Raw genomic sequence first — 23,968 nt, 5'->3', positions numbered from 1 at the left:
AGGCACCTGATGGAATCCCGGCTGCGCTGCGTCCGATTTCAACTGCCGGATTCCATCTGAATTCTGTCACGGAAGCGAATAGTGGCTTAAAGCGCGATTCCGCGTACTTCGCGCTTGCTTCGTGCCACGCGAGTGCAAAACCGTCGAGAATACACCAGCGTGGCAACGCGAACACGGGAACATCACCGAACCATCGAAACCACACGCCGAGAAACGACGAAATTCTGCGGTTTTATGTGAGCACTCACAGCGGCGGCGCGCCCGCAACACCACAGGCGTGCCACGCGAGTGCAAAACAACCACGAATGCGCCAGCGTGGCAGGTTTTCTTGTCCCTGTAGCCCGGAACGACCCTTTTGGGGCTACAGGGACAGCGTCTGCACTGGAACGCCGTTGACGCTCCGAAGCCACACATTGCAAAACGGCGGAATTCCGCGGTTTTCGACAACCAGCCCACAGCGAAGGACAGCGCGCAGGGTGCACTCAGGGCACTCAATCTGTCCCAGAAGCGCAAAACGGGAGAAAAATCGCTACCGGGGCACGAATTCCTGCCACTGTAAACACGTCAACCGATTAACGCCTCCACAGAGACACGAACCACTGTCCCAGAAACGCAAAACGGGCTAAAAACTGCTACAGGGACACGAATTCTTGCCCCTGTAAGCATGTCAACCGATTGACACATCCGCAGAGACACGAATCATTGTCCTGGAAACACAAAACCCGAGATAATCCGCTACAGGGACACGAACGCCAGCCATGAACTCTGCCGATAAGACCTCGCTAAACGTACACTGAGCAGCTCTCAGTGTACGTTTAGCGAGATATGGGCCCGTAAGACCACAGCAAACGTACTGCTACGACGACAAACCTGGGCAACAAACCCTATTAACGGCCATCATCGTAGTTGTTGCGTTGCACCAACAATCTCAGTCAGCTACAACCTGCGCTGCCCGTGCTTACGCCGGGCGGCGGCGATGACCGCGGCACCGACGCAGCCCAAAGCGGTGACGGCACTAACAACGGCACCGGGGATGAGTCCGGGCGTGATGAAGCGCATGTCGATGGTATTGTGCCCTGGCTGTACGGGAATCACGGTGGCCGCGCCGCCGAACGCTGGCTGGGCCGCAACCTTTACGCCATTGACAGTGACCTTCCAGCCCTTGCTGTAAGGAGTGGTGACGAGCAGCGACTGTGCGGCCGCACCGGATTCAGCTTCCACAGACGAACCGGAGTCGGAGCCCACACCCGAACCGGAGCCCGCGCCCGAGGAAGAGCCCACACCCGAACCGGAGTCGGAGCCCGAGGAGGAACCCGCGCCCGAGGAAGAACCCGAACCCGAGGAGGAACCCGAACTGGAGCCCGAATGAGTGCTCGCGCTCGAATCAGCAGAACCGGCATCCGTGTCCCCGGCAACGCCCACACCGGTGTCAGTACTGTCACTCGATTCCACGTCACCGGCAGCACCATCCTCCGCCTCGAAGGTACCGCGGATGCGGTCGTCCTCGAATTGCTCGATATTAAGCGGGTTCTGCGCGAGCTGTCGGGTGATCGACTGCACCTCGCTCATGTCCAATACCGCGAACATGCAGGTGGCGGCGGGTTGGTCGCCGGTCACCGGAGCTCCGGTCGGCGACGAGAGGGTCACCGTGTGGGTGCCGCCGGCATACTCGGCCGTGCCCACGCCGACGCTTCCACCCCGCGAAGCACCGGTATCACCCGACTGGACATCGGCGCCCTCCGAATCAGCTGTCCCATGGCTGGCGTCCCCTTGGTCGGCCGCCTCGCGCTCGGTATCGCCCTGATTGCTCGCTGACTCACCATTGCCAGCAGTATCAGTCTCGGCACCGGCATCGGCTTCAACGTCGCCAGCCACCCCAGACGTCTCCCCCGCCAGCGGATGCAAGGCGTGCTCGAAACGGTTGTTTTCAGTGATCACCGCTCCACCGTCGATGCTCAGACCGAAGTCCACGGTGGCCTGCGTGGACACATACACGTAGCCGACCGAGCCCTCGGGCACTTGGATGGTCCACGTACGTGTGCCATCCGGATTGTCAGCGGCCTTGGCCTCGACCTGCTTGAACGGGGAAACCGCATGTCCCACCAGCGCGGAAGCGAACGCGTTCTGGTTCTCGAACGGGTCGCCCGACTTGGGCATCGCGCTGCCGGCCACGCTTGCCGGCACGCCATACGCCAGAGGAAGGGCGTTCGGATTGCGATACACCGCTTCAGCGCCCACGCCGGCGGCATCCAAGACGCGCGTCATGCCAAGGTATTGCGAGCGCCCGCTCACGGACTGCGCGGACGAGCCGGACGCATTCCGGGACGAATCTGACGAGCCGGCATCGTCCGAGGCAGCACCGTCAGAAGCAGCACCGTCAGAAGCAGCATCGTCAGAAGCAGCATCGTCCGAGGCAGCACCGTCAGAATCTGTATCCCCCGAACCGGCAACATCTCCACTCAATCCGCTGAGCGACACGTATTTCACGCCGAGCAGCGAATCGCTGAGCAGGCTGGGCGCGGCGTAACGGGTGAGATTCTCGTCGGTCTGGCTGTAGCCGAGCGCGGCGAGGAAGTCCACGGCCGCCGCGCTGTTGGCGGACGAGTATATGGACAGCTGTCTGAATCCGGAGGCCATGCCCTCGTTCAGCGCTCCCAGATTGGCGCGAGTGTAGTTCTTCTCGAACCGGTACACGCCGTCGTCCAGTTCGGCGAGGCGCTGGGCCTGTGCGCGCGAGTTCGCGGCATAGGCGGTCGCATGGGCCTGCGGATAATCTCGATACACGACGGAGAAAGTGTGATTGGCTGCGATGATGAACTCGGGGATGGTGATGACGACGATAAGCGCGGTCAGCGCGCGCGCCCAACCAGTGCCGATGCCGATACCGTTGCGAAGACCCGCGCCAGAGCTGATGCCGATACCGGCAACACCGCCATCAGCGCCTGTAACCGCAGCCGCGCCCGCGATGCTGGGTTGCGTTACAGGCCCCACAACGCCGCCGCGCGAATCCCGCTTCCACGGCAATCGCCCGGCAAACAGCTCGCGGCACGCGGCCGAGGCGAGCAACACCATCAGAAACACAGCATAGATGGCCGGACGCGAATAGAATCCTTTCGGATATCGCAGACCGCACCACAGCATTTCCAGAGGAATCAGCCATGTGGAGGCGAGTGTAAACACCAGAATGACCGCCGCGGTTTTGCGCACGGACAGCGCAATCGACGGCAGCACAAAGAACACAACAGTGAGCACGGTCACAGCGAATCCGGCGAACAATTGCGGAATCTGCTCTTCCTGCCATGCGGTAGGGGTGAAGCCGAGTAGCAGTCCCTTCAGGTCCGTACGCGTGCCGAGGTCCCAGATATGGGCGAGCGCTGGAATGCGCGCGAGCGCAATCGCCAGAACCGCGCTGCCGGCAGCGAACAGCGCCACGCATATGCGCCATGCCACCGTGTGCGCGTATGCGTCCACCAAGCCAAACGATGCGTCTCCATCGTGACGGGCGGCGCTGCCGGCCGCCGCACCGGAATCCGACGCTGTGGCTGCAGGCGTCGTTTCGGTTGTCGCAGCCATCTCGCCGACGCCAATACGATCGCGGTCCGCAACCCCCGAAGCCCCCGAAGCCCCCGCAACATCCGCGCGCCGCGCACGCCCGCGCACCACGGCCAACGCAATCGCCGCGATGATCGCCAATACCACCAAAACTCCGGAGACCAGCAGTACCGGCAGGAATCGCCCCACGAGGCCTTGGGCGAGCTGCTGCGCCTGCGCCACATAGCCGCGCACGCGCGACGACATCGCACCCTGGCTGGCGGATTGCGCCTGAATGGTCGGCAGGAACGTCCACATGCTCAGGAGCAGGGCGAGCACTCCGCAGCCGGCCATGCCCAATACCTTGCGCCAGAGGTTGTTGTCGCGGAATCGCGTGCCGGTGCGGGCGGCGAGCGTCATCTGCTCGAGGACGGCGTAGAAGACGAGGAAGAAGATGGTCATGTAGGCCGTGTACCAGCAGATGATCACTGATGCGGCGAGCAGGGCGACGAGCAGCCGCCAGCGTCCATGGTTGATGAACCGGTAGGCGGCCCAGCAGATGAGCGGCAGCAGGATGAGGTTGTCAAGCCACATGGGGCTGCGCAGGTTGCTCGCCGTCCATGTGCCGAATACCACGGCGAGACCGAACATGGCTGCGATGGGTCCGTTGAGCTGGAATCGGCGACGCAGGAAGAACACCATGCTCATTTCGGCCAGTCCGAGCTTCACCGCGACGATCAGCCAGATGAACAGCACGATATGCGCGTCGTCGAAGAACACGACGAACAGGTTCAACGGGCTCGCCAGATAGAAGCTGTACAGTCCCCATGTGCCCACGCCCATGCCCTGCGCGAAGGAGAACATCAGGTTCCCGCCCTGCCCCAGCAGGAGGGAGCGGAACCAGACGAAGAAATCGACGTACTGGTAGCGCAGATCGCCGGAGAGGAACGATTCACCGCCGAACGGGTAGACGCCGCGGATCGCACACAGCAATGCAAGCAGCGCGATGGGCAACGCGAAGCAAGCCAGATACCCCATGACGCCGGGAAGCGTTCGACTGGCGCGTATGGGTACCGATGCATTGCTGGAAGACATGTGGCTTATTATAGTGTGGCTGGTTCTGCGAGCTGAGGAGTGAATAATGAGTGACGCTGATGTTCGCACGTTGACGATCATGATTCCCTGCTACAACGAACAGGAGTCGTTGCCGGTACTGTTCGACCGCATGGACAGGCTCATCGCCAACGCACCTGAGCGTCTGCGGTACACGCTCCTGTTTGTGGACGACGGTTCCAAGGACGACACCCGTCCGCTCATCCGCGAATACGCTTCCCGGCATCCCGATGATGTGGACTATCTGTTTCTCTCACGCAATTTTGGCAAGGAAAAAGCCATGTATGCGGGCATCATGCACACGCATACCGATGGATTGGTCATCATCGACGCCGATCTGCAGGATCCGCCGGAGCTCATTCCCGAAATGGCCGAACTCTGGTTCCAGGGATACGAGGACGTGTATGCCCGCCGGCGCAGCCGCGAGGGTGAAAGCTGGCTCAAGAAGGCCACGAGCCGCTGGTATTACAGTCTGCTGCAGAAAATCTCCGGTGTGGAGATTCAGCGGGATACCGGCGACTTCCGACTGCTCGACCGCAAATGCATCGAAGCTCTGCAGCGGCTCGACGAGTCCGAGCGCAATTCCAAGGCGCTGTTCAGCTGGATCGGGTTCAAGAAGATCGAATTCCTGTACGATCGCGACAAGCGCGTCGCCGGCACCACCAAATGGAGCTACCCGAAGCTCTTCCATCTGGCGATGGACGGCATCACCAGCTTCACCATCGCGCCGTTGAAAATCGCCACCTGGGCGGGCTCCCTTATCTCGGCCGCCGCATTCCTCTACGCACTGTTCCTCATCTTCCGCACGCTGATTTCCGGCGTTGACGTGCCCGGATACGCCTCGACGATGGTCGTCATGCTGTTCCTCGGCGGCGTGCAGCTCCTCTGTCTAGGCATCATCGGCGAGTATCTCGGCCGCGTCTTCATGCAGACCAAGCACCGCCCCAACTACCTCATCGAGGAAAGCCATCTGGGCAATCCAGACGGCGAGAGCCTAGGCAACACGAGCCCGAACCGCCGGCATTGGCCGGAATCGGAATAGCGGATTAACTGATGGCTTGTAATTGGTTGAGTGTATTCTGGCTCCCCTTGTCAGGGGAGCTGGCCCGCGAAGCGGGACTGAGGGGTAGTGAATTCATCGACGTATTTCTGACGCAGGATACTAGCGGACTGTCTCATAATTGGTTAAGTGGTGCTGGTCCCTCTGACGACTACCCCTCAGTCGGCTACGCCGACAGCTCCCCTGACAAGGGGAGCCATACAAGCCGGTATTGGCCTCCTCTGACGAGGGGGCCAATATCACTCGACGAATTTCTGACGCGGCATACTAACGCGCTGGGCAGTTGAGTTGGTAGAGGGCCCAGTCGGCGGCGTAGTCGCCGTAGGTGGTGAGGTCGAGGGTGGCGACTGGCTTCAGGGCGCCGGATTCCACGTATTTGGCGATGAGCGCGGCATCATGGAACTGGTTGAACTGCGCCTTGAACTGGAACTCGAGGCTTGGCGCCTGCGGTCCCATCGTGAGGAAATACGTGGGCTGACTCGGGTTGATACCGCAGGCGTTGCCGAGCATCGTGGCGCTGTCGCCGGAGGCGAAATCGCGTTCCACCTGACCGAAGATCTTGCCGTGGATGGTGTCTTGCGGGTTATACACCGGATACAGCATGTTCGCATTGAACAAGGCGGTGGCGTACATGGACCCGTTGAGCGGGTCGGAGATGATCAGCGCATCCGTGCCCGTCACACCAACCATGCGCTTGAGTGCGTCGAACTTGGCGGTGGTGAGCTGCTCGTTGGGGTCGGATTTCTCCAACGACGCGGCATTCGTCAGCGATTCGGCCATCATGGCCTTGACCGGGTTGACGGTCTGCGCGCCGATCAGCACCGCAACCATCAGCGATGCGCAAATCGCGGACACTGCGCGGGAAGCCACTACCCGTGCGGTCATCGCGCTGCCGGTCACCGCGTGGGAAGCCACCGCGCTGGGAGTCTCTGCGCTGACGACCACGGTACGGCCAGCCTCCGCGCTGGCGGCCATCGCACTGCCACCCCTCACGGAGTCATCGCCCGCATTCCGCACACGAATCACCCATCGATCAAGGCAGGCGCCGGCGAAGGCGATCAATGGGAGGATACCCAGCGGCAGCATCGTCATCGTGCGCACTTCGTTGCGATACCAGACGGCGGTCACGACATTCGGAATCGCACCGGTAAGCGTAGCGCCGCATTCGAACACGAACAGCACGAATCCGAACGCCAGCAGCAGCGCCAGCGCATCCTTGCCGAGGGCGACGTCAGGCCGATCGGCAGCACCGAGCCCGCGGACCACCTTCGAACGCGGAACGAAAGGAACAAGGTTCATGACCACCGCCGCAATCGCCGCCACGATCGCAAAAACCAGCAGCGCTATCATCGCCCGACCAGCCACTGTCGGCACATTAAAGGAAATCAGTCCCTTGGCCGGATCTCCGGTCACCATGCCATCGCTGAACGCATAGGTGAGCGAGGTGGGCAGGGTCATGGCGGGCTTGTGTGTATGGAACCACTGCTCGGGGTGGAAGTAGCGTGAATTCTTGTAGATGTTCACCGCGAAGATGAAGAATCCCACTGCGCACACGGCGAGCCCGGCGAACACCGCCGCAATCAGCTTCCACGGCAGTCGCACCAGTACGAACGGCAGCATGACGAGGATGTAGGTGAACATCATCTTCGGCTGTGCGCCCGCGACCACCACGAAGGCGAGCAGCGTGAGCAGTCCGGTCTTGAGCAGCCGCTCATTCCGCTCATTCCGCTCTGCGCGCGTGTCCGTGATCGCGTCCATGAAATGTAATGTGGCCAGCATCAGAAACGGCAGCAGATTGCTGGCGAAGCCATAGCTCAACAGCGGACCGGCATAGAGCATCTGATAGGGATTGGCACCGGAGCTCACCGCCAACACCGGTACGGCAAACGCCAGTATGCAGCGCGTGACCACCGAAGCACGGCGGAAGAAATACCGGCACAGCAGCAGCATGCCCAGCGGCCAGAGCAGTCCGGCACCAAGAATCCACACGCAGTTGACGGCATCCATCACAGCCATGCTGCCGGTGAACGCCGGAATGCCGAGCGCGCCGCCAATCGCCACCAGCAGCGCGGCGCACACGTGGAACAGCGGCGGATAGAATCCGTCGTTGGACTGCAGGGTGAGCAGCACCGAGGGGCCATGGTTGAGCAGCTTACGAACAAAGTAGTAATGCGCGGGAGCGTCGATGCCCTGAATCGGCGTGCCCCACAAGGCGCTGGGGAACCAGGCCACCACAATGCAGAACGCGGCGATTACACCGGCGAGTCCGGCCAGCACCGGCAGCATACGAATCGGCCTGCCAGCGCGCGCCTGAGACTGCGTCCCATCAGGAGCCGCAATCGCGGACAATGGCGAACGCACCGTCATCAGTACTTCACGCCACAGTAGGTGACTTCGATGTACCGCGCCGCGAGACCGATGTACTGGCCAGTGACCTGACTCTTGATCGCACCGGTTTCCGGGTCGATGATGCCGCCGGTCGCCGCGTCGATGATGGTGCCGTCGGCCATCTTGTAGGTGTCGGTGGCGGCGTCATAGGTGGAGCCGTCGGATGTATCCGAGCCGGACGTATCGGCGGTGCCGGAGTCTGTCGAAGTACCAGCGTCTGTCGAAGTGCCGGTATCCGCCGAGGAGCCGGTGTCGGCGGCATCAGAGCCGGCATCGGAACCGTTCGCGGAATCGGTCGACTCGGTTGACGTAGCCTCTTCCACCAGCGGCTTGTCTTCGCGCAGCTTCTTCCACACGTCCTCCGCGCCGTCGGCCAGCTGGCTGCGGTTGGGATCATAGATGTATTCGGTGATCGGAATCGTCTGCGAATACAGGCGATTCATATCGAAGTCCTTCATGCTGGCGGCAAGACCGGCAAGCGTGGCGGCGTCGGCCAGGCCCTGGCTCATCTGCACCGACTTCAATGCGGCCTTGGCCAGCTGATAGAGCTGGCCAGACTGGGTCACCATGTTCTTCGACAGCACGGTATTGATCACGCGCCTGATCAGATACTGCTGACGGGTGGTACGCATGGTGTCCGAACCGTCGGTGCCCGCACCGTGGCGCATGCGCGCGAACTGGGTGGCGGTCTGGCCATCGAGGTGATGCATGCCACGGCCCAGCTCGATGCCGGTGTAGCCGTCGCGCGTGTATGTCGGTATGCAGATGTCCACACCGCCGATGGCGTCGATCATATTGGACAGGCCACTGAAATCAACCACCATGAACTGTTGGATGTTCAATCCGCTGAGATAGTTGACTTCGGCCACCGTGCAGCTCGCCGCCGAGGCGATATCGCCGCCCTGGGCATACGCGTTGGGGAAGATGGAGTTGAACATTACCTCGGACTGGGCGTACATCGTGCCGTTCGACGTCTCGCAGCCCGGCGTGGTCACTATCAGATCACGCGGGATGGAGACCAGATCGACGAACTTGCGGTCCGCCGAGATGTGCAGGATCATCGTGGTATCGGCGTTGTGCAGAGAGGCCAGGTCGGCGTCATCGCCACCCACCGCCGCATTGCCGTCGCCATCGCGCGTATCCTGGCCAATCAGCAGAATATCGATCGCGCTCTTGGCATATGGGTCCACCGGCAGACTTTCGGTCTTCTTGCCGCTGGCGGTTTTCTGGGGCAGAAGGTCGACGCCCTGCTGCTCCACCGTATTGCTGAGGTCCGCCCACGTCACCCCGGCGAACGTGCCGAAGAACGCCAGAACGGCGAGCACCACCAGAGACGTGACCTTGGCTCCAGTGCGGCTCACGCGGTATGCGCCGGTATGGTGCGGACCCTGCACCCTCTGCCAGCCCAGATTCGGGACCGGTCTGCTGCCATGCGCACTGCGTCTTGCCATAACCATTGCCTTCCTTTTCGCGGGGCGCGCGGTTGCTGCAGACGCAGTAATCCGACGACGACCAACGGACCGGCTGCTTTACGGACGGCTAGCGTCTGCCGGAATCCCATATTCCGGCGTTGCAGCCGTCCACCGATCCCGAACGCAGTGCTCCGACGGCTTTCGGCGGAGCCGCGAACGGCCCCTCAAAGCCGAAAGGACTCACGGAACATGGGACTTGCGAAGACATCGCCGGGCAAACCCCACCACCCGGGAGCGCATCGCCCGCGAATTGATAGGTGTACTTTATACGTCGGTGCATAGTGTAACAGAACGGCCTGAAACAACGGATGCCTCCGGTAAACCGCTACATGATTCACAGAATACTTTCAGACTTCATTGAGAGGTATAACAGTATTGCGCAAGACAACGGTCACGAAGCGCAATAATAGTGGAGCCGTATTGATTAGTTGATGAGTTTCGAGAAGCTCGAACCATCCGAATCGTCCGCATCGCATGGACAGGCGTGAGGCATTCGGATGGGTTCGGCTTAGGAGAGGCCTAGGAGAACGGGAGAGGTACACATGTTCGTCCTCAGCAATGCCTGGCGGGCTTTGATGCGGGCCAAAGGACGCACGGCCCTGACCGCGCTGATTACGCTCGCGGTCACGTTCGGCACAGTTGCCGGGCTGGCCGTCGTGCAGGAAAACACCGCGGCGCACACCGATGAATACAACGCGCAGGCGGCCAATCTGGCCATCCGTCCGAGCGCGGCGGCATGGAAGAAGGTGTCCCCCACTGACTCGGCGAGCACCAAGCAGTACATGACGTGGACGTCGTACACCGAATACGCCACGGTGATTCAGCAGGCCGGTGTGAATCTGGACTTCACGGTAACGGAAACCGTGCCGGCACGCACGACCGGCGACCTCAAGGCCGTTGAGGGCGATTCCTCGCTGGGTTCCGCCTCCGACGACAAAACCGGCGGCCAGCTGCTCTGGCGCGCCTTCTGGACGGCCGACGCGGCCAAGGCGAGCGACCTAGGCACCTTCAAGCTGGTGGACGGCAAGAACCTGAGCTACGACAACCAGTCCTCCGACCCGGACGTCACCAGCGCACTGGTCTCCTCCGCCTTCGCCAAGGCCAACGGCCTGAAGGTGGGCGACAAGTTCAAGGTGGCCACGGCGGCCGATGCCAATACCACCTATGAACTCACCGTGCGCGGCATCTACGAGTACACGGCCGCCGCCGACTCCGACAATCCGGTGGTCACGGCCCGCAATCGCGAGAACGCGATCTTCACCAACTATCAGGCGTACTCCAAGGCCGGCCTGGACCCGTCCGCCGACGACCACTCGGTCTCCGGCTGGCAGGTGCCCGACCTGAACGTGGTGTTCAACGTCACGAACGCCGAAACCTACGACAAGCTGGTCGCCGAACTGAAGAAGGCGAAGCTTCCGGCGTCCGGCTTCGCGATCTCCTCCCCCGCGCTGGATGCGTACACCAAGTCGCTGGAGCCGCTCGATGCGGTGACGGGCAACGTGAAGACCGGCACGATCGTGCTGCTCGCCGTTGGCGGGGTGCTGTTGCTCGCGCTCGTACTGTTCGGCGTGTGGGGGCCGAAACGCGATGACGAGATCGGCATGGCTCTGGTGTCCGGCGTATCGCGTGGACGCCTCGGATGGCAGTTCATGCTGGAGGTGTTCTTCGAGACACTGCCGTTCTACGTGATCGGCCTCGTGGCCGGCGTCTTCGTCACAAAGCCGCTGGCCGGCGCGCTGATCGGCACCGGCCATGAGGTGACTGTGGCATCCGGCCTCATCTGGAATATGGTCTGGGGCGGTCTCGGCGCCATTCTGGCGCTGGCAATCCTGGCGGCCGTGCGTCTGGCGTTCTTCCGCGCCGACAAGCTGTTCGCCGCCGATGGCGACTGGGGGACCGTGAGCGAGACCGAAATCATTGAGTCTGAGGCTTCAGGCCAGGAGGCCGGCAAGTCGCAGCCTGCCGGACAGTCCAACCCGGCTGAATCCACGACGTCAACCACCCACGATGATGCGGAGGCACAGGCATGAGCGAGAAGAACACTTCCGAGAACACTTCCGAGGAATTGGAGCAGGACGGCGAGCTGAAGGCGCAAGGCGACGACAATCGCTCCCCCGCCGACTTCATCCAGTTCAGCGTCACCTTTGATGACGAGGACGACGACACCGAGGATACCGATGGTGCCGTCGGCACCGAGGGCGCTGCCGCGAACGACATCTACAGCAGCCTCGCGGCTGCGGAGAACGCGGCGGACACTGCGGATGCCTGCGATTCCGCGGAGTCAGTCGCCGACGCAAATACCGCTGACGCCGCGGAATCGCAGGCAAACAACCGCTCCGAAGAAGCAGTCGCCAATACTGCCGCTGCTGCCGGCGATGCCGAGGCCGCCGATGGCCGCGAGCCCAGCGAAGCCGAGGCGGACGCCCTCGCTTCGGCAAACGCCAGCGCCGAGGTCACCGCGCGGAATGCCGCGCGCGTGAACGAGACGCTCGGACTGGCGAAGTCGGAGAAACGATCCACACTGGTGGATCACGAGGACGCCTCGCACAAGGCCGAGCCGACCATGACGCTGGCCTCGCGCATCGATCGCGTGCTGGTAGGCGGCGGCGCGGATGACGTCCTGCTCAAGACCTACCCCACGTTCGCGCTGAACAAGGTCACGCTGGCGGGCGCCAAGGGCAGGGTCAACGTGTTGGATGACGTGGAGTTCGCCTGCTATGCAGGGCATTCGTATGCCCTGCTCGTCAGCGACGACACCGATGCCGGCATTACAGCGGACCTCAAGCGTCGCGCACTGATGGGCGTGATGACCGGTCTCGTGCAGCCCACCTCCGGTGCGGTGATGAACAAAAGCGCAAACATCGCCGAATTGGAGCCGATCGAGCTGCGTGGACACCGTCTGGGCATCGTGCCGCAGCTGCATGCCGTGCAGCCGTATCTGGACGCCGAGCACAACGTGCTGTATGCGATGGATGCCTCGAACCGCAACTTCCTCAAGCCCCGCCCGGTGATCGCCCGCGAGCTGCTCGCCAAGGTCGGCTTCTCCGAGGCCACGACCGGCATGGCGGTGGGCAAGATGCCGCTGGTGCAGCAGCGACTGGTGGCCATCGCACGCGCCATCAGCACCGAGGCGGAAGTGCTGATTCTGGACGAGCCGACGCGCGGGCTGAACGACGACGACACCGTGGCCGTGTTCGCCGCACTGGCCAAGTTGGCGCACAGTGGTGATCCGAAGCACTGCGTCATCGTGCTGACCGCCTCCCGCGAGATCGCCGAGGCCGCCGACACGCTGTTCGAAGTGTGACGCAGACGATTCCGTGCAACGAATAGAGGCAGTTAGAAGGAACCGCATTCATGGAGCCCCTTCTAACTGCCTAACTGCTTTCAGTGAGGTACATTCCCCTTAGCGCAGAAAGGTATCTCCGTTCAGTGAGGTACCAAATAACAGCAATCCCAAGTATAAGCGGCGTCATTTCAACACTTATACTTGGGATTTCATGTTTGTGGTACCTCACTGAAAGCAGTTATCTGTCCGCGCAAGCGGAAAAGTACCTCACTGAAGGCAGATACTCCCATTCTGTGCAGTGTTGACGCATTACAATGCCCCACGCGCGATATTCTTAGGGAGAGTTTGGCTTACACGGAATGGAGCTGGGCACCATGAGCGGATATATCCCCACGTTGGAGCAGATCGACGAGCTGCACAAGAAGATTGCGCCTTCGCAGGCGGCCTATGATCTGGTGCATACGCATTGCGTGATCGTGGCGACCATCGGCTGCCAGATCGTACGACGTCAGAACGCCCTGTTCACTCGCCGATGCACGTTGCCGGCTGGCGGCGAGTCCTTGGTGCCTTCGCCGGACGGCGTGGTCGGCGGCCAGGTGCCGCCCAGACTGCTGGACGAGCATCTGGTGCTGATCGGCGGCCTGCTGCATGACATCGGCACGTATCTGGTGTTCAAGCATGACGGCACCGACGGCGAACCATTGAAATTCAGCGGCAAGAAGTACATCACGCACGGGCTGAGGGGCTACAGGTACCTGCTCGACGAAGGCGTGGATGAGTCGATCGCCCAATTCGCCCGTAATCATACCGGAGTGGGGCTTACGCGCGAGGCGGTGGTCGCGCAGGATCTGCCGCTGCCGCCGGACGACTATGTGCCCGTGAACCTGGAGCAGGAAGTGGTGATGTACGCGGACAAGTTCAACAGCAAGTCGCTGCCGCCCAAGTTCCTGACCGTGGACGCCTACACCGCCCGCGCCGAGCGTTTCGGCGAGCAGAACAAGCGTCAGTGGCTGGAGCTGGTCGACAAGTACGGCGTCCCGGATATCCCCGCGCTGGCCGAGAAATACCATCAGATTGTGATCTGAGCCAACCGCCGCTAGTGGCCCAGTCCGTCCTCCTCATGGCTCTACGAGGTAACGAGGGGTATGAGGTATAAGGGGCTTACCTCAAGTGAATCAGATGGAACGCAGACGGAAAGTGCCGTTGCGATTGGAGGCCACAATCATCTGGTCGTTCTCCAGTTCCTGCCAGCCTTCCTGGTCGTAGCCGGAGGAAGACACCACGACGCCGTTCTGCTTGCCGTCGCGATCCGTCAGAGTGCGGTAGCGCATCACACGGTAGTCGGCGGCCTGCTCGCCGCGGCCGTATTCGTCGTAGATTTCGACGATGCGCGGGCTGGTCTTTTCACGGCCCGCGGCGCACAAGGCAACCATCTGGTCCTCGGACTGAATGATGCAGTTGTAGCTGGATTTCGGATACGACTGACGCAGTTCGCGCACGGCCTGAGCGACCGCCTCGTCGAGCGGGAAGCCGAAGCCGACGTACTCAAGGATCACCGCGAAGAAAATGGCGGAATCCGAGCGTCCGCCGGTGGAGAGGAAGACGCTGTGGTCGACCGGGTAGGAACGGTTGGTCACGATGTTGCGGCCGTTGGCGTCAGAGATATCGCCGTTATGGATGAAGCTCAAGCCATTGGCGTAGAACGGGTGCTGGTTCTCAATGATGAGCGGCAGATTGGAGCTCGCCAGACGCAGGTGCCAGATGGCCCCGCGAGCCGGCTCGCTGGCCAGCGCGCGGAACGCATGATCGAAACGGGCCGCCACCGTGGACTTGTAGATCTTCACGCCGGTCTCGGGCGAGGGTGCGCCGCCATCACGGACGTACGGCGCCTCGCCGGGGTTGGTCAATTGCGCCGCACCCCAGCCGTCATTGTGGATTTCCGAGAGTTCGCGGAAGTCCTCGACGTTCTTCGCGCCGAGGATGTCGTTGAGGCTCAGGTCTGCACCTGCCGTCGCGTATCCCAGTAATCTGCACATACCAACACAATCTACCGGGCATATCATCCGACTTGCGGGCTGGGTTATAGGGATTGCTTATAGAGCGCGTCCGGCACCGGGGAACATGCCAATGGTCTGTCTATCCGATAATTGGTTATTCCGGCTTCTGACGCGACGCGCGGGCCATGCGCGCCACGGTGTCGGCATCCGCACGGGTGAAATCGGACTTGCCGCGAGGCTTGCCGGAAGCCGGACGACCGCCCGGCGCGGAGGCTTCGGATTCCACCGCCTTGACCAGTTCGCCGAGGCCGTTGGTAGTGTCGAGCGGATCGGGCACGGCCGCGGGGTCGGCTTTCCGACGCGACGGCACCGGACCACGCACGAAATCCGTGCGCTTCAAACGCGGTGGCCGCCTCGTGGAGACGAACAACGGCTGCACTTCGACCAGCGGATTGTAGGGGGCTAGGCCGAACCATTTGACCGGAGAGCCGGCCATGTGGCGGATCGCGTACTTGGCCTGCAGCGAGAGGGCGCCGCGCGAGGACACCTTGGATTCCGGCATGAGCGCCTTGTGAATCAGCACGTACCGGATGGTGCCGATATCCGGGTCGGCGTCCACCTTGGGGTAGAGCGAACGCTGCTTGGGCAGTTCGCCGATTTTGGACAGGTCGTGCATGATCTGGTGGATGTATGCCGGAATGGACTGGGAGACCTTGAATCCCAGACGGAACCGCACGCGGTACAGGTAGCTGGTGCCGAAGTTCTCCACCGAGTATTCGCGGGTGAACGGCTCGTCGGTGGTCTCCACGCTCACCGCCCACCAGGCGCGGGCGCGCTTGGGGTGATCGGCGAAGATGGAGAAGAAGATGTCCGTATCGAGTCGCTTGGTTTCCGAATCGGAGGTCAGGTAGACGATATTGTCCGCGAAATAGGGGATGCGGAAGTCGCTGTGGAGCTTGTCCAACGCGGGCAGGAAGTCGACGGGACGCATGTGGCGCCGCTGCGCGCGTTCCAGCTTGGTGCCTTCGTTCCACGTGTACATGACGAACAGGATAGCCAAGGTCAGCAGCATCGTGAACCAGCCGCCGTGCAGGAACTTGGCCATGGAGGCCACGAAGAACATGATCTGGATAGCGAGGAACACCACGGTGAAGATCACGGCGCCGATGCGGCGACCCGAATACCAGAGGTACACGGCGAGCAGCACGGTGGTGGTGATCATCGTGATGGTCAACGCCAGGCCGTACGCGGCGGAGATATGCTCGGAATCCTTGAAGATGGCGAGCACGGCGAGCGTGGCCACGCACAACACGCCGTTAACCACCGGAATGTACAGCTGGCCGCGCGTACGGGCCGGGTAACGCACCTGCAGATGGGGCATCCAGTTGAGGCGGGTGGCCTCGGAAACCATGGTGAACGCGCCCGTGATCAGGGCCTGGGAGGCGATCACGCCGGCCGTGACGGACAGGATCACGGCCAGGTACCGCACGTTCGGGGTCATCATCTGGAAGAACGGGTTGAGCGACTTCATCGCGGTGTATTGCGGGTTATCGCTATTGGCCAACATCCACGCGCCTTGGCCGAAGTAGTTGAGCACCAGCGCAACATTGATGAATGGCCAGGTGAAGTAGATGTTGCCGCGCCCCACGTGGCCCATGTCGGAGTACAGCGCCTCGGCACCGGTGGTCGAGAGGAACACGGTGCCCATCAGGGCGATGCCGGCAGCATTGTCCGGGCTGAACAGGAATTTGATGCCGTACACCGGGTTCAGGGCCGCGAACACAGACCAGTCGTTAGAGAGATTCGTGACGCCTACGATGGCGAGGAAGCTGAACCAGACCAGCACCATCGAGCCGAATACTTTGCCGATGCTTTCGGTGCCGCGCGACTGCACGGAGAAGAGAATCACGATGATCACGACGGTAATCATCAGGGTCAGGCTTGGGTTTTCGTCGAACAACCCTTCCAATGGCGGCAGGGTATGCAAGCCTTCGACTGCGGAACTGATGGAAACCGCCGGGGTAAGTACCGAATCCGCGAGGAATGCCGCGCCGCCGAGCATGGCGGGAATCGCGAGCCATGCGCCGTACTTGCGAATCAACGAGTACAGTGCGAAGATGCCGCCTTCGCCATTGTTGTCGATGCGCATGGCGATGAGCACATATTTGACGGTGGTGATCAGCGTAATCGACCAGAAGACCAGCGACAGCATGCCGAGCACGGCCTCTCGGTTTACGCTGCCAAGCCCTCCCTGACCGGCAAGGAAGGTCTGTGCGGTGTAGAGGGGCGAGGTGCCGATGTCGCCGTACACCACGCCGAGCGCCACGATCGCCATGCCCCAGGTAACCTTGTCTGGACTGGATTGCAAGCGGGCCCACCATCGGCCGAGGCCGCCTTTCGACCATGCGCTGGCGATTTTCTCGGCTTCCTTGGTTTCGGCTTCCCTCTGCTTGGCGAGTGCCGCGCGCTCCTCCTGGTGAGAGTGCGGCGGGACACCTTGGGAGCGTTGGTAAAGGTGTCGGCCCTCAGCAGTGCTTCTTCTTCCTGTCGGGCCTTGGCTTTGGCGGCGCCAGCCTGGGCTTTCTGGGCCTTTGAGGCTTCTTGGGCGCGTGCGGGCCTTTGGTTCGACTCAGCCATACGTTCAGTCCTCCATTGAGGTGGAGATCATCCCCCTCGCTTATGTCAGGTACATCATGGTAGACCTCGTTCACAATTCTGACAAATTTTACAAGTCAACACATCGCCGCGACGGCCGCACACCCGGCCCTCACAGTCCGTATACGGCGCGGGCGGTATCGCGGGTGCCGCGCGCCACATCCGCGATGGACAGGTCGAGCGTATCGGCCATGGCCCGCAAGGTGTAGGGGATCATGTACGGCGCGTTGGTGCGGCCACGGTACGGCATGGGCGTCAGATACGGCGCGTCGGTTTCGACCATCGCATGGCCCAGACCCACAATCCGTAGCGATTCGCGGATACCGTCGTTGCCTTTGTAGCTCACGGTGCCGGAGAAGCTCAGATACCAGCCATGTTCGCGCGCGATCTCGGCCATCTCACGGTCGCCGGAATACGAGTGGAATACGGTGCGTTCGGGCGCGCCGTCGGCCAGTAGGGTTTCGATGACCTCGCGATGGGAGTCGCGGTCGTGAATCTGCATGGGCAGGCCCAGCTCCTTGGCCAGGGCAATATGCGCGCGGAAAGCCTCGCGCTGCAGTTCCTTGGCACCTTCGCCGGTGCGGAAGAGGTCCATGCCGGTCTCGCCGATAGCCACCACTTGCTCGGGGTATGTGGTGGCGAGGCGATGTACTTCGGTGAGCGCGTCCTCGAAAGACGTGTCATGGTAAGGCTTGTATTTGAGGGGCAGACCATCCGGCCCCGGCACACCGCGATGCCCGTGGAGCACGGACTCATTGGGGTGTATTGCGAGCGCCGCGTGCACGTTACCTGGATGATCGAGGGCCATCTGGACGGCGGTCATCAGGTGCGGCAGCTCGCAACCGCAGTCGATGATACCCCCAATGCCGACAGATTGCGCCTGCGCCAGCAATTGGTCGACGTCGTACACCGGGACTTCGGGCTGCCCCTTCTCCTGCGCCTCATGGCTCATAGCGCGCGCGAAAGGGATTACGGAGGCCACGTGAGTGTGGTTGTCGATGGTCTGGGCGTCGTCCGGCAATGCTTCAGGTGCCGGGGCCCAGCTACGGTCGCGATGGTGGTGCTTGCTCATGGTTTCTCAGTGTAGGCTGTTTCTCAGTGTAGGCTACCGCCAGCAACGCTCGTAAGGCAGTCCGGTAAGACGTTCGACTACACGACGGGTATCGCCAATCTCGGCCGCCTGAACTTGCCGTCTCTTGCCACGAGCGCAACATTCCCGGGAAAGTAGCGCAACCGGCAAGCGAGATGGCCACCATCCTGCCGCCTTTTCTGCCTCATCAGCCCATTTTCTGCCTCATTTTGATAAAATATGATGCAGAAAAGTTCGTATGATGCAGAAAATGAGGCAGTATGAGATCATTCGACTACATCGAATCAGGTAAGACGTTGCTCACCCCGCACACCACGAGTTTGCTTGCCGCGATTCACGAGGCAAAAGGGCGCCAAAGCATACAGACAACGATCAGACCGGATATATTGGAGACGCTGGTTGCCGTCGCGCGCGTCCAAAGCACAGATGCCTCAAACCGCATCGAAGGTATTTCTACCAGCGATAACAGGCTCAACGATCTCGTCTCGGAGAAAGTCACACCGCGCAATCGCAATGAAGAAGAAATTGCCGGTTACCGTGACGTGCTATCAGCTATTCACGAAAGCCACGACTTTATTCCGATTACCCCGAACGTCATTCTTCAACTGCACCGCGACCTCTTCCGGCACACACCACTGACCTTTGCGGGGCATTTCAAGGACAGTGACAACGTCATCATCGAACGAGATGCACACGGGACCAGCACCGTGCGATTCGCCCCACCGTCCGCACTTGCCACACCGGAACTGATCGAACGCGCGTGTTCCGCCTACACGCAAGCAATCCGAGATGAACATACCGATCCATTGCTTGCCATCGCCATGTTCATTCTCGATTTCACCTGCATACATCCGTTCAATGACGGCAACGGCCGCATGAGTCGGCTACTCACGCTCCTGATGTTGTACCGCAATGGCTATATGGTCGGCAAATACATCAGTATCGAACACCTTATCGAGCAAAGTAAAAGCACTTATTATGAGGCGCTGGCCGCAAGCACCCAAGGATGGGACGACAACGCCAATGATTATGCGCCATTCACGAACTACCTGCTTGGCATCATACTGTCCGCGTGCAAGGAATTCGACGAACGCATCAATCTCACGGCAGGCGGCAGAACGCAGGGAGCACCGCGAGTAGCCACCAAGGGAACGCGGATTGAAGCACTGCTTGATCAATCCCTAGTTCCACTCTCCAAGGCCGATATTCTCGCTCGCATGCCCGATACCAGCACCACCACCATTGAGCGCACGCTGAAATCACTGTTGGACTCCGGTACGATCATCAAAATCGGTGCTGGTCGCAACACCCGCTATGTGAAACGCCGCTAAACGCATCCTTGTGCGCAACATCTCGTCACTCTTCCGGCGCTCCGCTGGCCACGCGAATCATCGCGTACTGCGACTCGTAGAGGCGGTAGTACGCGCCCTTGGCGGCGAGCAGCTGCGCGTGCGAGCCGTGCTCGACGATCTGGCCGTGATCGATGTAGAAGATCTCATCCGCGTTCTCGATCGTCGACAGGCGGTGCGCGATGATGAAGCTCGTGCGCCCCTTGAGCAGATGCTGCAGGCCGGCCTGCAGCGCCTCCTCGGTGCGCGTGTCGATGTTGCTCGTCGCCTCGTCCAGGATCAGGATACGCGGGTCGGCGAGCAGCACGCGCGCGAAGGCGATGAGCTGGCGCTGGCCGGCCGACAGGGTCGATCCGCGCTCCTCCACCACCGTGTCGTACCCGTCGGGCAGTTCCATGATGAACTCGTGCGCGTGCACGGCCTTCGCCGCCGCCTCGATTTCCTCGTCGGTGGCGTCGAGCTTGCCGTAGCGGATGTTCTCGCGCACGTTGCCGGAGAAGATGAAGGTGTCCTGCAGCATCACGCCCATCTGCCGGCGCAGCGATGCGAGCGTCACGTCGCGCACGTCGTGGCCGTCGATCGTCACCGAGCCCTCGGACACGTCGTAGAAGCGCGACAGCAGGTTGATGATCGTCGTCTTGCCGGCGCCCGTCGGGCCGACCAGCGCGATCGTGCGCCCCGGTTCGACGTGGAAGTCCACGAGGTTGAGGATGTTGCGGCCGTCCTTCTCGTAGCGGAACACCACGTCGTTGAAGTCGACGCGCCCGCGGATCTGCGGCAGGTCCGCCGCGTCGGGCTTGTTGCGGATCTCCGGCGTGACGTCGAGCGTCTCGAAGATGCGCTCGAGGTACGCCGAGCAGGTGATGAGCTGGTTGTAGAAGTTGCCGATGTTGATCACCGGATTCCAGAAGTTGTTCGCGTAGCCGACGAACGCGATGAGCACGCCGGTGGTCACGTTCACGCCCCCGAAGCCCATCACGCCGACGAAGTAGATGAACGAGATGGTCATCACGGAGATGGTCTGCACGCCCGGCCACATGAGGAACTGGATGTGCACGGCGTGCATCCACGCGGAACGCACCTCGCCCTGCTGCTCCTGGAAGGTCCTGAACTGGGCCTGCTCCTGCGCGAAGGTCTGCGTGGTCTTCACGCCGGCGATCGACTCGTGGATGTAGGCGTTCAGGTTGCTCTGCTTGTTGGAGAGCTTCTGGAAGGCGCGCCGCTGGAAGATCTGCAGCACGCGCACCCAGATGATGAGCACCGGGAACAGGATCAGGCTCCACAGGGCCAGCTGCCAGTCGATCACGAACATCACGATCAGCGTGATCACGAAGGTGAACACGTCGGAGATCACGTTGATCAGACCGGAGCTCAGCGTGTCCGAAAGCGTGTTCACATAGTTGACCACGCGGATCAGGATCTTGCCGTGCGGGCGCGAATCGAAGTAGCTGAAGGGCAGCGTCTGGATATGCGTGAAGATATCGCGGCGCATGTCCTTGAGCATGAGCTGGCCGACGCGCGTGATCGCCACCGTGCGGTAGCGCAGCCCGAACTCGTACAGCACGATCAGCGCGGCGAGGATTACGGCGAGGATGCCGAGCTTGCCGAGGTCCTTGTTCGGGATCGCCTCGTCGATCATGATCTTGGTCAGGTACGGCACGGCGACGACGATGCAGCTCATCGAGATGACGACGACGAGAATGCGCGCCACCTGTGCCATATACGGTTTGAGATATTTGCCGACGCGAGCGATGTCGTGGAGGTCGATGGACTCCTCCAGCTCCTCATCCTCGCGGAATGTATTGCGTTGTGCCATAAGTCCTCTTCTAAAACCCCTGTGCGGCGCCGGACTGGAGTCCGAGCTGCTTGTGGTAGATGTCCCAGTAGCGGCCGTGTGCGGCCACGAGTTCGGCGTGGGTGCCGCGTTCGACGATACGCCCGTGCTCGAGCACCAGAATCAGGTCGGAATCCTTGACCGACGAGATGCGGTGGGCGATGGCGACGATGGTCTTGCCGCCGTCCATCTCCTTGAGGTGCTTCTGGATCTCCGCCTCGGTCTCCATATCGACGGCCGAGGTCGTATCGTCCATAATCAGGATCGACGGATCGTCCGCGAGCGCGCGGGCCAGCGACAGGCGCTGCTTCTGCCCGCCGGACAGGCCCACGCCGCGTTCGCCCACGACGGTGTCATAACCCTGCGGCATCGACCTGATGAAATTGTCCGCGCCGGCGATCTGGGCCATTTTCCGGATATATCGGTCGTCGCTATCATCGCTGGCACCAAAACCGATGTTGCCGCCGATGGTGTCGGAGAACAGGAACGTATCCTGCGCCACGATGCACACCTGCGAGCGCAAGGTGGCCAGCGGCCAGTCGCGTGCGTCGATGCCGTCGATGAGCACATGGCCCACGGTCGGGTCGTAGAAGCGGGAGATAAGGCTGACGAGCGTGGACTTGCCCGCGCCGGTTTCGCCGAGGATGCCGAGCTTGGAGCCGGCGGGCACGGTGAAGTCGAGGTCCTTGAGGATCGGGGTCTCCGGGTCGTCCGGGAAGGCGAAACTGACGTGGTCGAAGCGGATGTCGCCCTTGATGCGCAGCGGGCAGGACTTGCGTTCGGCGGACTGCTGGGCACCGGATGTTCCGGAAGCCCCGGGCGCTCCGGTAGCCTCATCATCGTGCTTGACTTGCTCGACGATCGTGACCGCCTGCTTGACGGCTTCGGCCGCGTCGGGCTTCTCCACGATGCGCGGCTGTTCGGTGAGCAGCTTACGAATCTTGATGCAGCTGGCGTTGAATCGCTGCCAGTCGTTGATGAGCCAGCCGGACTGGCGCACCGGGCCGTCGATCATCCACAGGAAGGAGTTGAAACTCACCAGATTGCCGAGGGTCATGTAGCCCTTGATGACAAGAAAGCCGCCGAGGCCGAGCGTGATGAGCTGCAGCGAGAAGCCGAGGCCGTCCAGCCAAGGCATGTACTTGCGCGAGTTGTAGGCCAGGGCCATGTTGCGCTGCATGTAATCATCGTTGTGCTCGTCGAACTTTTCGGTCTCGTACGGTTCGCGCACGAATGCCTTGACCACACGGTTGCCCTCGATGTTCTCTTCGACCATGGAGTTGAGGGAGGCCAGCGAGTTGCGGATGGAGAAGAACAGCGGGTGGGCGTGCGTGGACAGGCCGCGCGTGAGCACAAAAATGAACGGCGTGACGCAGGCCAGGACGAGCGCGAGTCGCCAATCGATAGCGAACATCACGCACAGGGCGCCCACGAACATGACCACGCAGTCGGCGATCTGATAGCTCACCCAACTCAGGCAGTGGCGGATCGCGTCAGTGTCGGAGGTCAGGCGGCTCATGATGTCGCCGGTGCGTGTGTGGTTGAAGTACGTGAAGTCGAGCTCGTGCAGCTTCTCGTATTCGTCGGAGACGAGGCGGTAGACCGAGTTCTGGCCGAAACGCTCCATCCACATCTGGTAGCCGTATCGCGCGCCCACGCGGATGATGGTCATGAGGATCATCAGTCCACACAGACGCGGCAGTTCGTCGGCATGTCCGCCGACGATGACGCGGTCCACGATGATGCCGGACAGAATCGGAATGGTCAGGGCCATCGTGTTGTTGGCGATGAACAGTAGGAGCGCGCCTACCACGCGGGGCAGGTCTGGTTTGCAGTATGGCAGCACCCATTTGAGGTTGCTTGCGCTGGTATTGATTCCCGGATCGACGTACATGTGAGGGGATCACCGTTTCTTGGGGATTGTTTGCTTGTGGTATGGTGCGGCATGCTCCTGCGCCGCACGCGGCAATCGCTGCCGCCACGATTCACGATCAGCCGTGCCGTGCTTCGCACTGCGCCTGTCATTGGCCGCATGACCGGAGCTCTCCTTCATCGGTCGAAGCACGTTCGACTTTCGCAAACGCGTACTAGTCTAGGCGGCCTGCGTCCAATCGCAACAGCCTGCAACTCTGCGTGTTCCCCGCATTAGCAACGCGGCACGACCCAATTCGCGACGCATTCCCCGGAATGTGT

General features: G+C 61.5%; 12 protein-coding genes and 1 pseudogene. 5 read left to right on the top strand and 8 right to left on the bottom strand.

Annotation, left to right across the window (positions count from 1 at the left end; all coding sequences use genetic code 11):
• Positions 1-936: 936 nt before the first annotated feature.
• Positions 937-4,626, bottom strand: coding sequence for a YfhO family protein (locus BW14_RS07810; protein ID WP_181161713.1), 3,690 nt, complete (start codon positions 4,624-4,626; stop codon positions 937-939).
• Between the two features lie 46 nt (positions 4,627-4,672).
• On the opposite strand from BW14_RS07810, the gene BW14_RS07805 reads away from it, so the two are divergent.
• Positions 4,673-5,686, top strand: a complete 1,014-nt coding sequence (locus BW14_RS07805; RefSeq protein ID WP_140489985.1) for a glycosyltransferase family 2 protein — start codon at positions 4,673-4,675, stop codon at positions 5,684-5,686.
• Between the two features lie 285 nt (positions 5,687-5,971).
• On the opposite strand, the gene BW14_RS07800 is transcribed toward BW14_RS07805, so the two are convergent.
• The gene (locus tag BW14_RS07800) at positions 5,972-8,071 is read right to left on the bottom strand and encodes a DUF6541 family protein (RefSeq protein ID WP_140489983.1); all 2,100 of its coding nucleotides are present in this window, start codon (positions 8,069-8,071) and stop codon (positions 5,972-5,974) included.
• Positions 8,071-9,543 carry an LCP family protein gene (locus tag BW14_RS07795; protein ID WP_044090437.1) on the bottom strand — a complete coding sequence of 491 codons (1,473 nt, stop codon included), beginning with the start codon at positions 9,541-9,543 and terminating at the stop codon, positions 8,071-8,073. The genes BW14_RS07800 and BW14_RS07795 overlap by 1 nt, the downstream gene beginning before the upstream one ends.
• 563 nt (positions 9,544-10,106) lie before the next feature.
• Between BW14_RS07795 and BW14_RS07790 the strand changes: the two genes are divergently transcribed.
• From BW14_RS07790 to BW14_RS07780, 3 genes are all read left to right on the top strand, one after another.
• Entirely contained in the window at positions 10,107-11,594 is a 1,488-nt protein-coding gene (locus BW14_RS07790; RefSeq protein WP_140489979.1) for an ABC transporter permease, read from the top strand.
• On the top strand, positions 11,591-12,868 hold the full coding sequence (locus BW14_RS12010; RefSeq protein ID WP_044090439.1) for an ATP-binding cassette domain-containing protein: 1,278 nt from the start codon (positions 11,591-11,593) through the stop codon (positions 12,866-12,868). Before BW14_RS07790 ends, BW14_RS12010 begins: the two co-directional genes overlap by 4 nt.
• A 356-nt stretch (positions 12,869-13,224) precedes the next feature.
• Entirely contained in the window at positions 13,225-13,935 is a 711-nt protein-coding gene (locus tag BW14_RS07780) for an HD domain-containing protein (protein WP_140463040.1), read from the top strand.
• A gap of 90 nt (positions 13,936-14,025) precedes the next feature.
• On the opposite strand, the gene BW14_RS07775 is transcribed toward BW14_RS07780, so the two are convergent.
• The 3 genes and pseudogenes from BW14_RS07775 to BW14_RS07765 all read right to left on the bottom strand — a co-directional run bounded on the left by BW14_RS07775 (position 14,026) and on the right by BW14_RS07765 (position 18,574).
• Positions 14,026-14,886, bottom strand: a complete 861-nt coding sequence (locus tag BW14_RS07775) for a class II glutamine amidotransferase (protein WP_140489977.1) — start codon at positions 14,884-14,886, stop codon at positions 14,026-14,028.
• A gap of 115 nt (positions 14,887-15,001) precedes the next feature.
• Positions 15,002-17,484, bottom strand: a pseudogene (locus tag BW14_RS07770) (KUP/HAK/KT family potassium transporter).
• Positions 17,485-17,614: 130 nt separating this feature from the next.
• Complete coding sequence (locus BW14_RS07765) at positions 17,615-18,574, bottom strand: TatD family hydrolase (RefSeq protein WP_140489973.1); 960 nt, start codon at positions 18,572-18,574, stop codon at positions 17,615-17,617.
• Between the two features lie 278 nt (positions 18,575-18,852).
• Here BW14_RS07765 and BW14_RS07760 point away from each other — a divergent pair, with 278 nt between their 5' ends.
• A complete protein-coding gene (locus BW14_RS07760; protein ID WP_140489971.1) occupies positions 18,853-19,923 on the top strand; it encodes a Fic family protein in 1,071 nt (356 codons plus the stop codon).
• A 25-nt stretch (positions 19,924-19,948) separates the two neighbouring features.
• On the opposite strand, the gene BW14_RS07755 is transcribed toward BW14_RS07760, so the two are convergent.
• Together BW14_RS07755 and BW14_RS07750 are read right to left on the bottom strand one after the other, a co-directional pair.
• Positions 19,949-21,757: an ABC transporter ATP-binding protein gene (locus BW14_RS07755; RefSeq protein ID WP_044090445.1), complete on the bottom strand. Its 1,809-nt coding sequence runs from the start codon at positions 21,755-21,757 to the stop codon at positions 19,949-19,951.
• 10 nt (positions 21,758-21,767) lie between these two features.
• Entirely contained in the window at positions 21,768-23,669 is a 1,902-nt protein-coding gene (locus tag BW14_RS07750; RefSeq protein WP_044090448.1) for an ABC transporter ATP-binding protein, read from the bottom strand.
• Positions 23,670-23,968: the final 299 nt, after the last annotated feature.

This window comes from Bifidobacterium sp. UTBIF-68 (assembly GCF_006408855.1).
In the GTDB taxonomy this organism is placed as follows: domain Bacteria; phylum Actinomycetota; class Actinomycetes; order Actinomycetales; family Bifidobacteriaceae; genus Bifidobacterium; species Bifidobacterium reuteri.
This window is presented reverse-complemented; position numbering and strand designations above follow the sequence as displayed.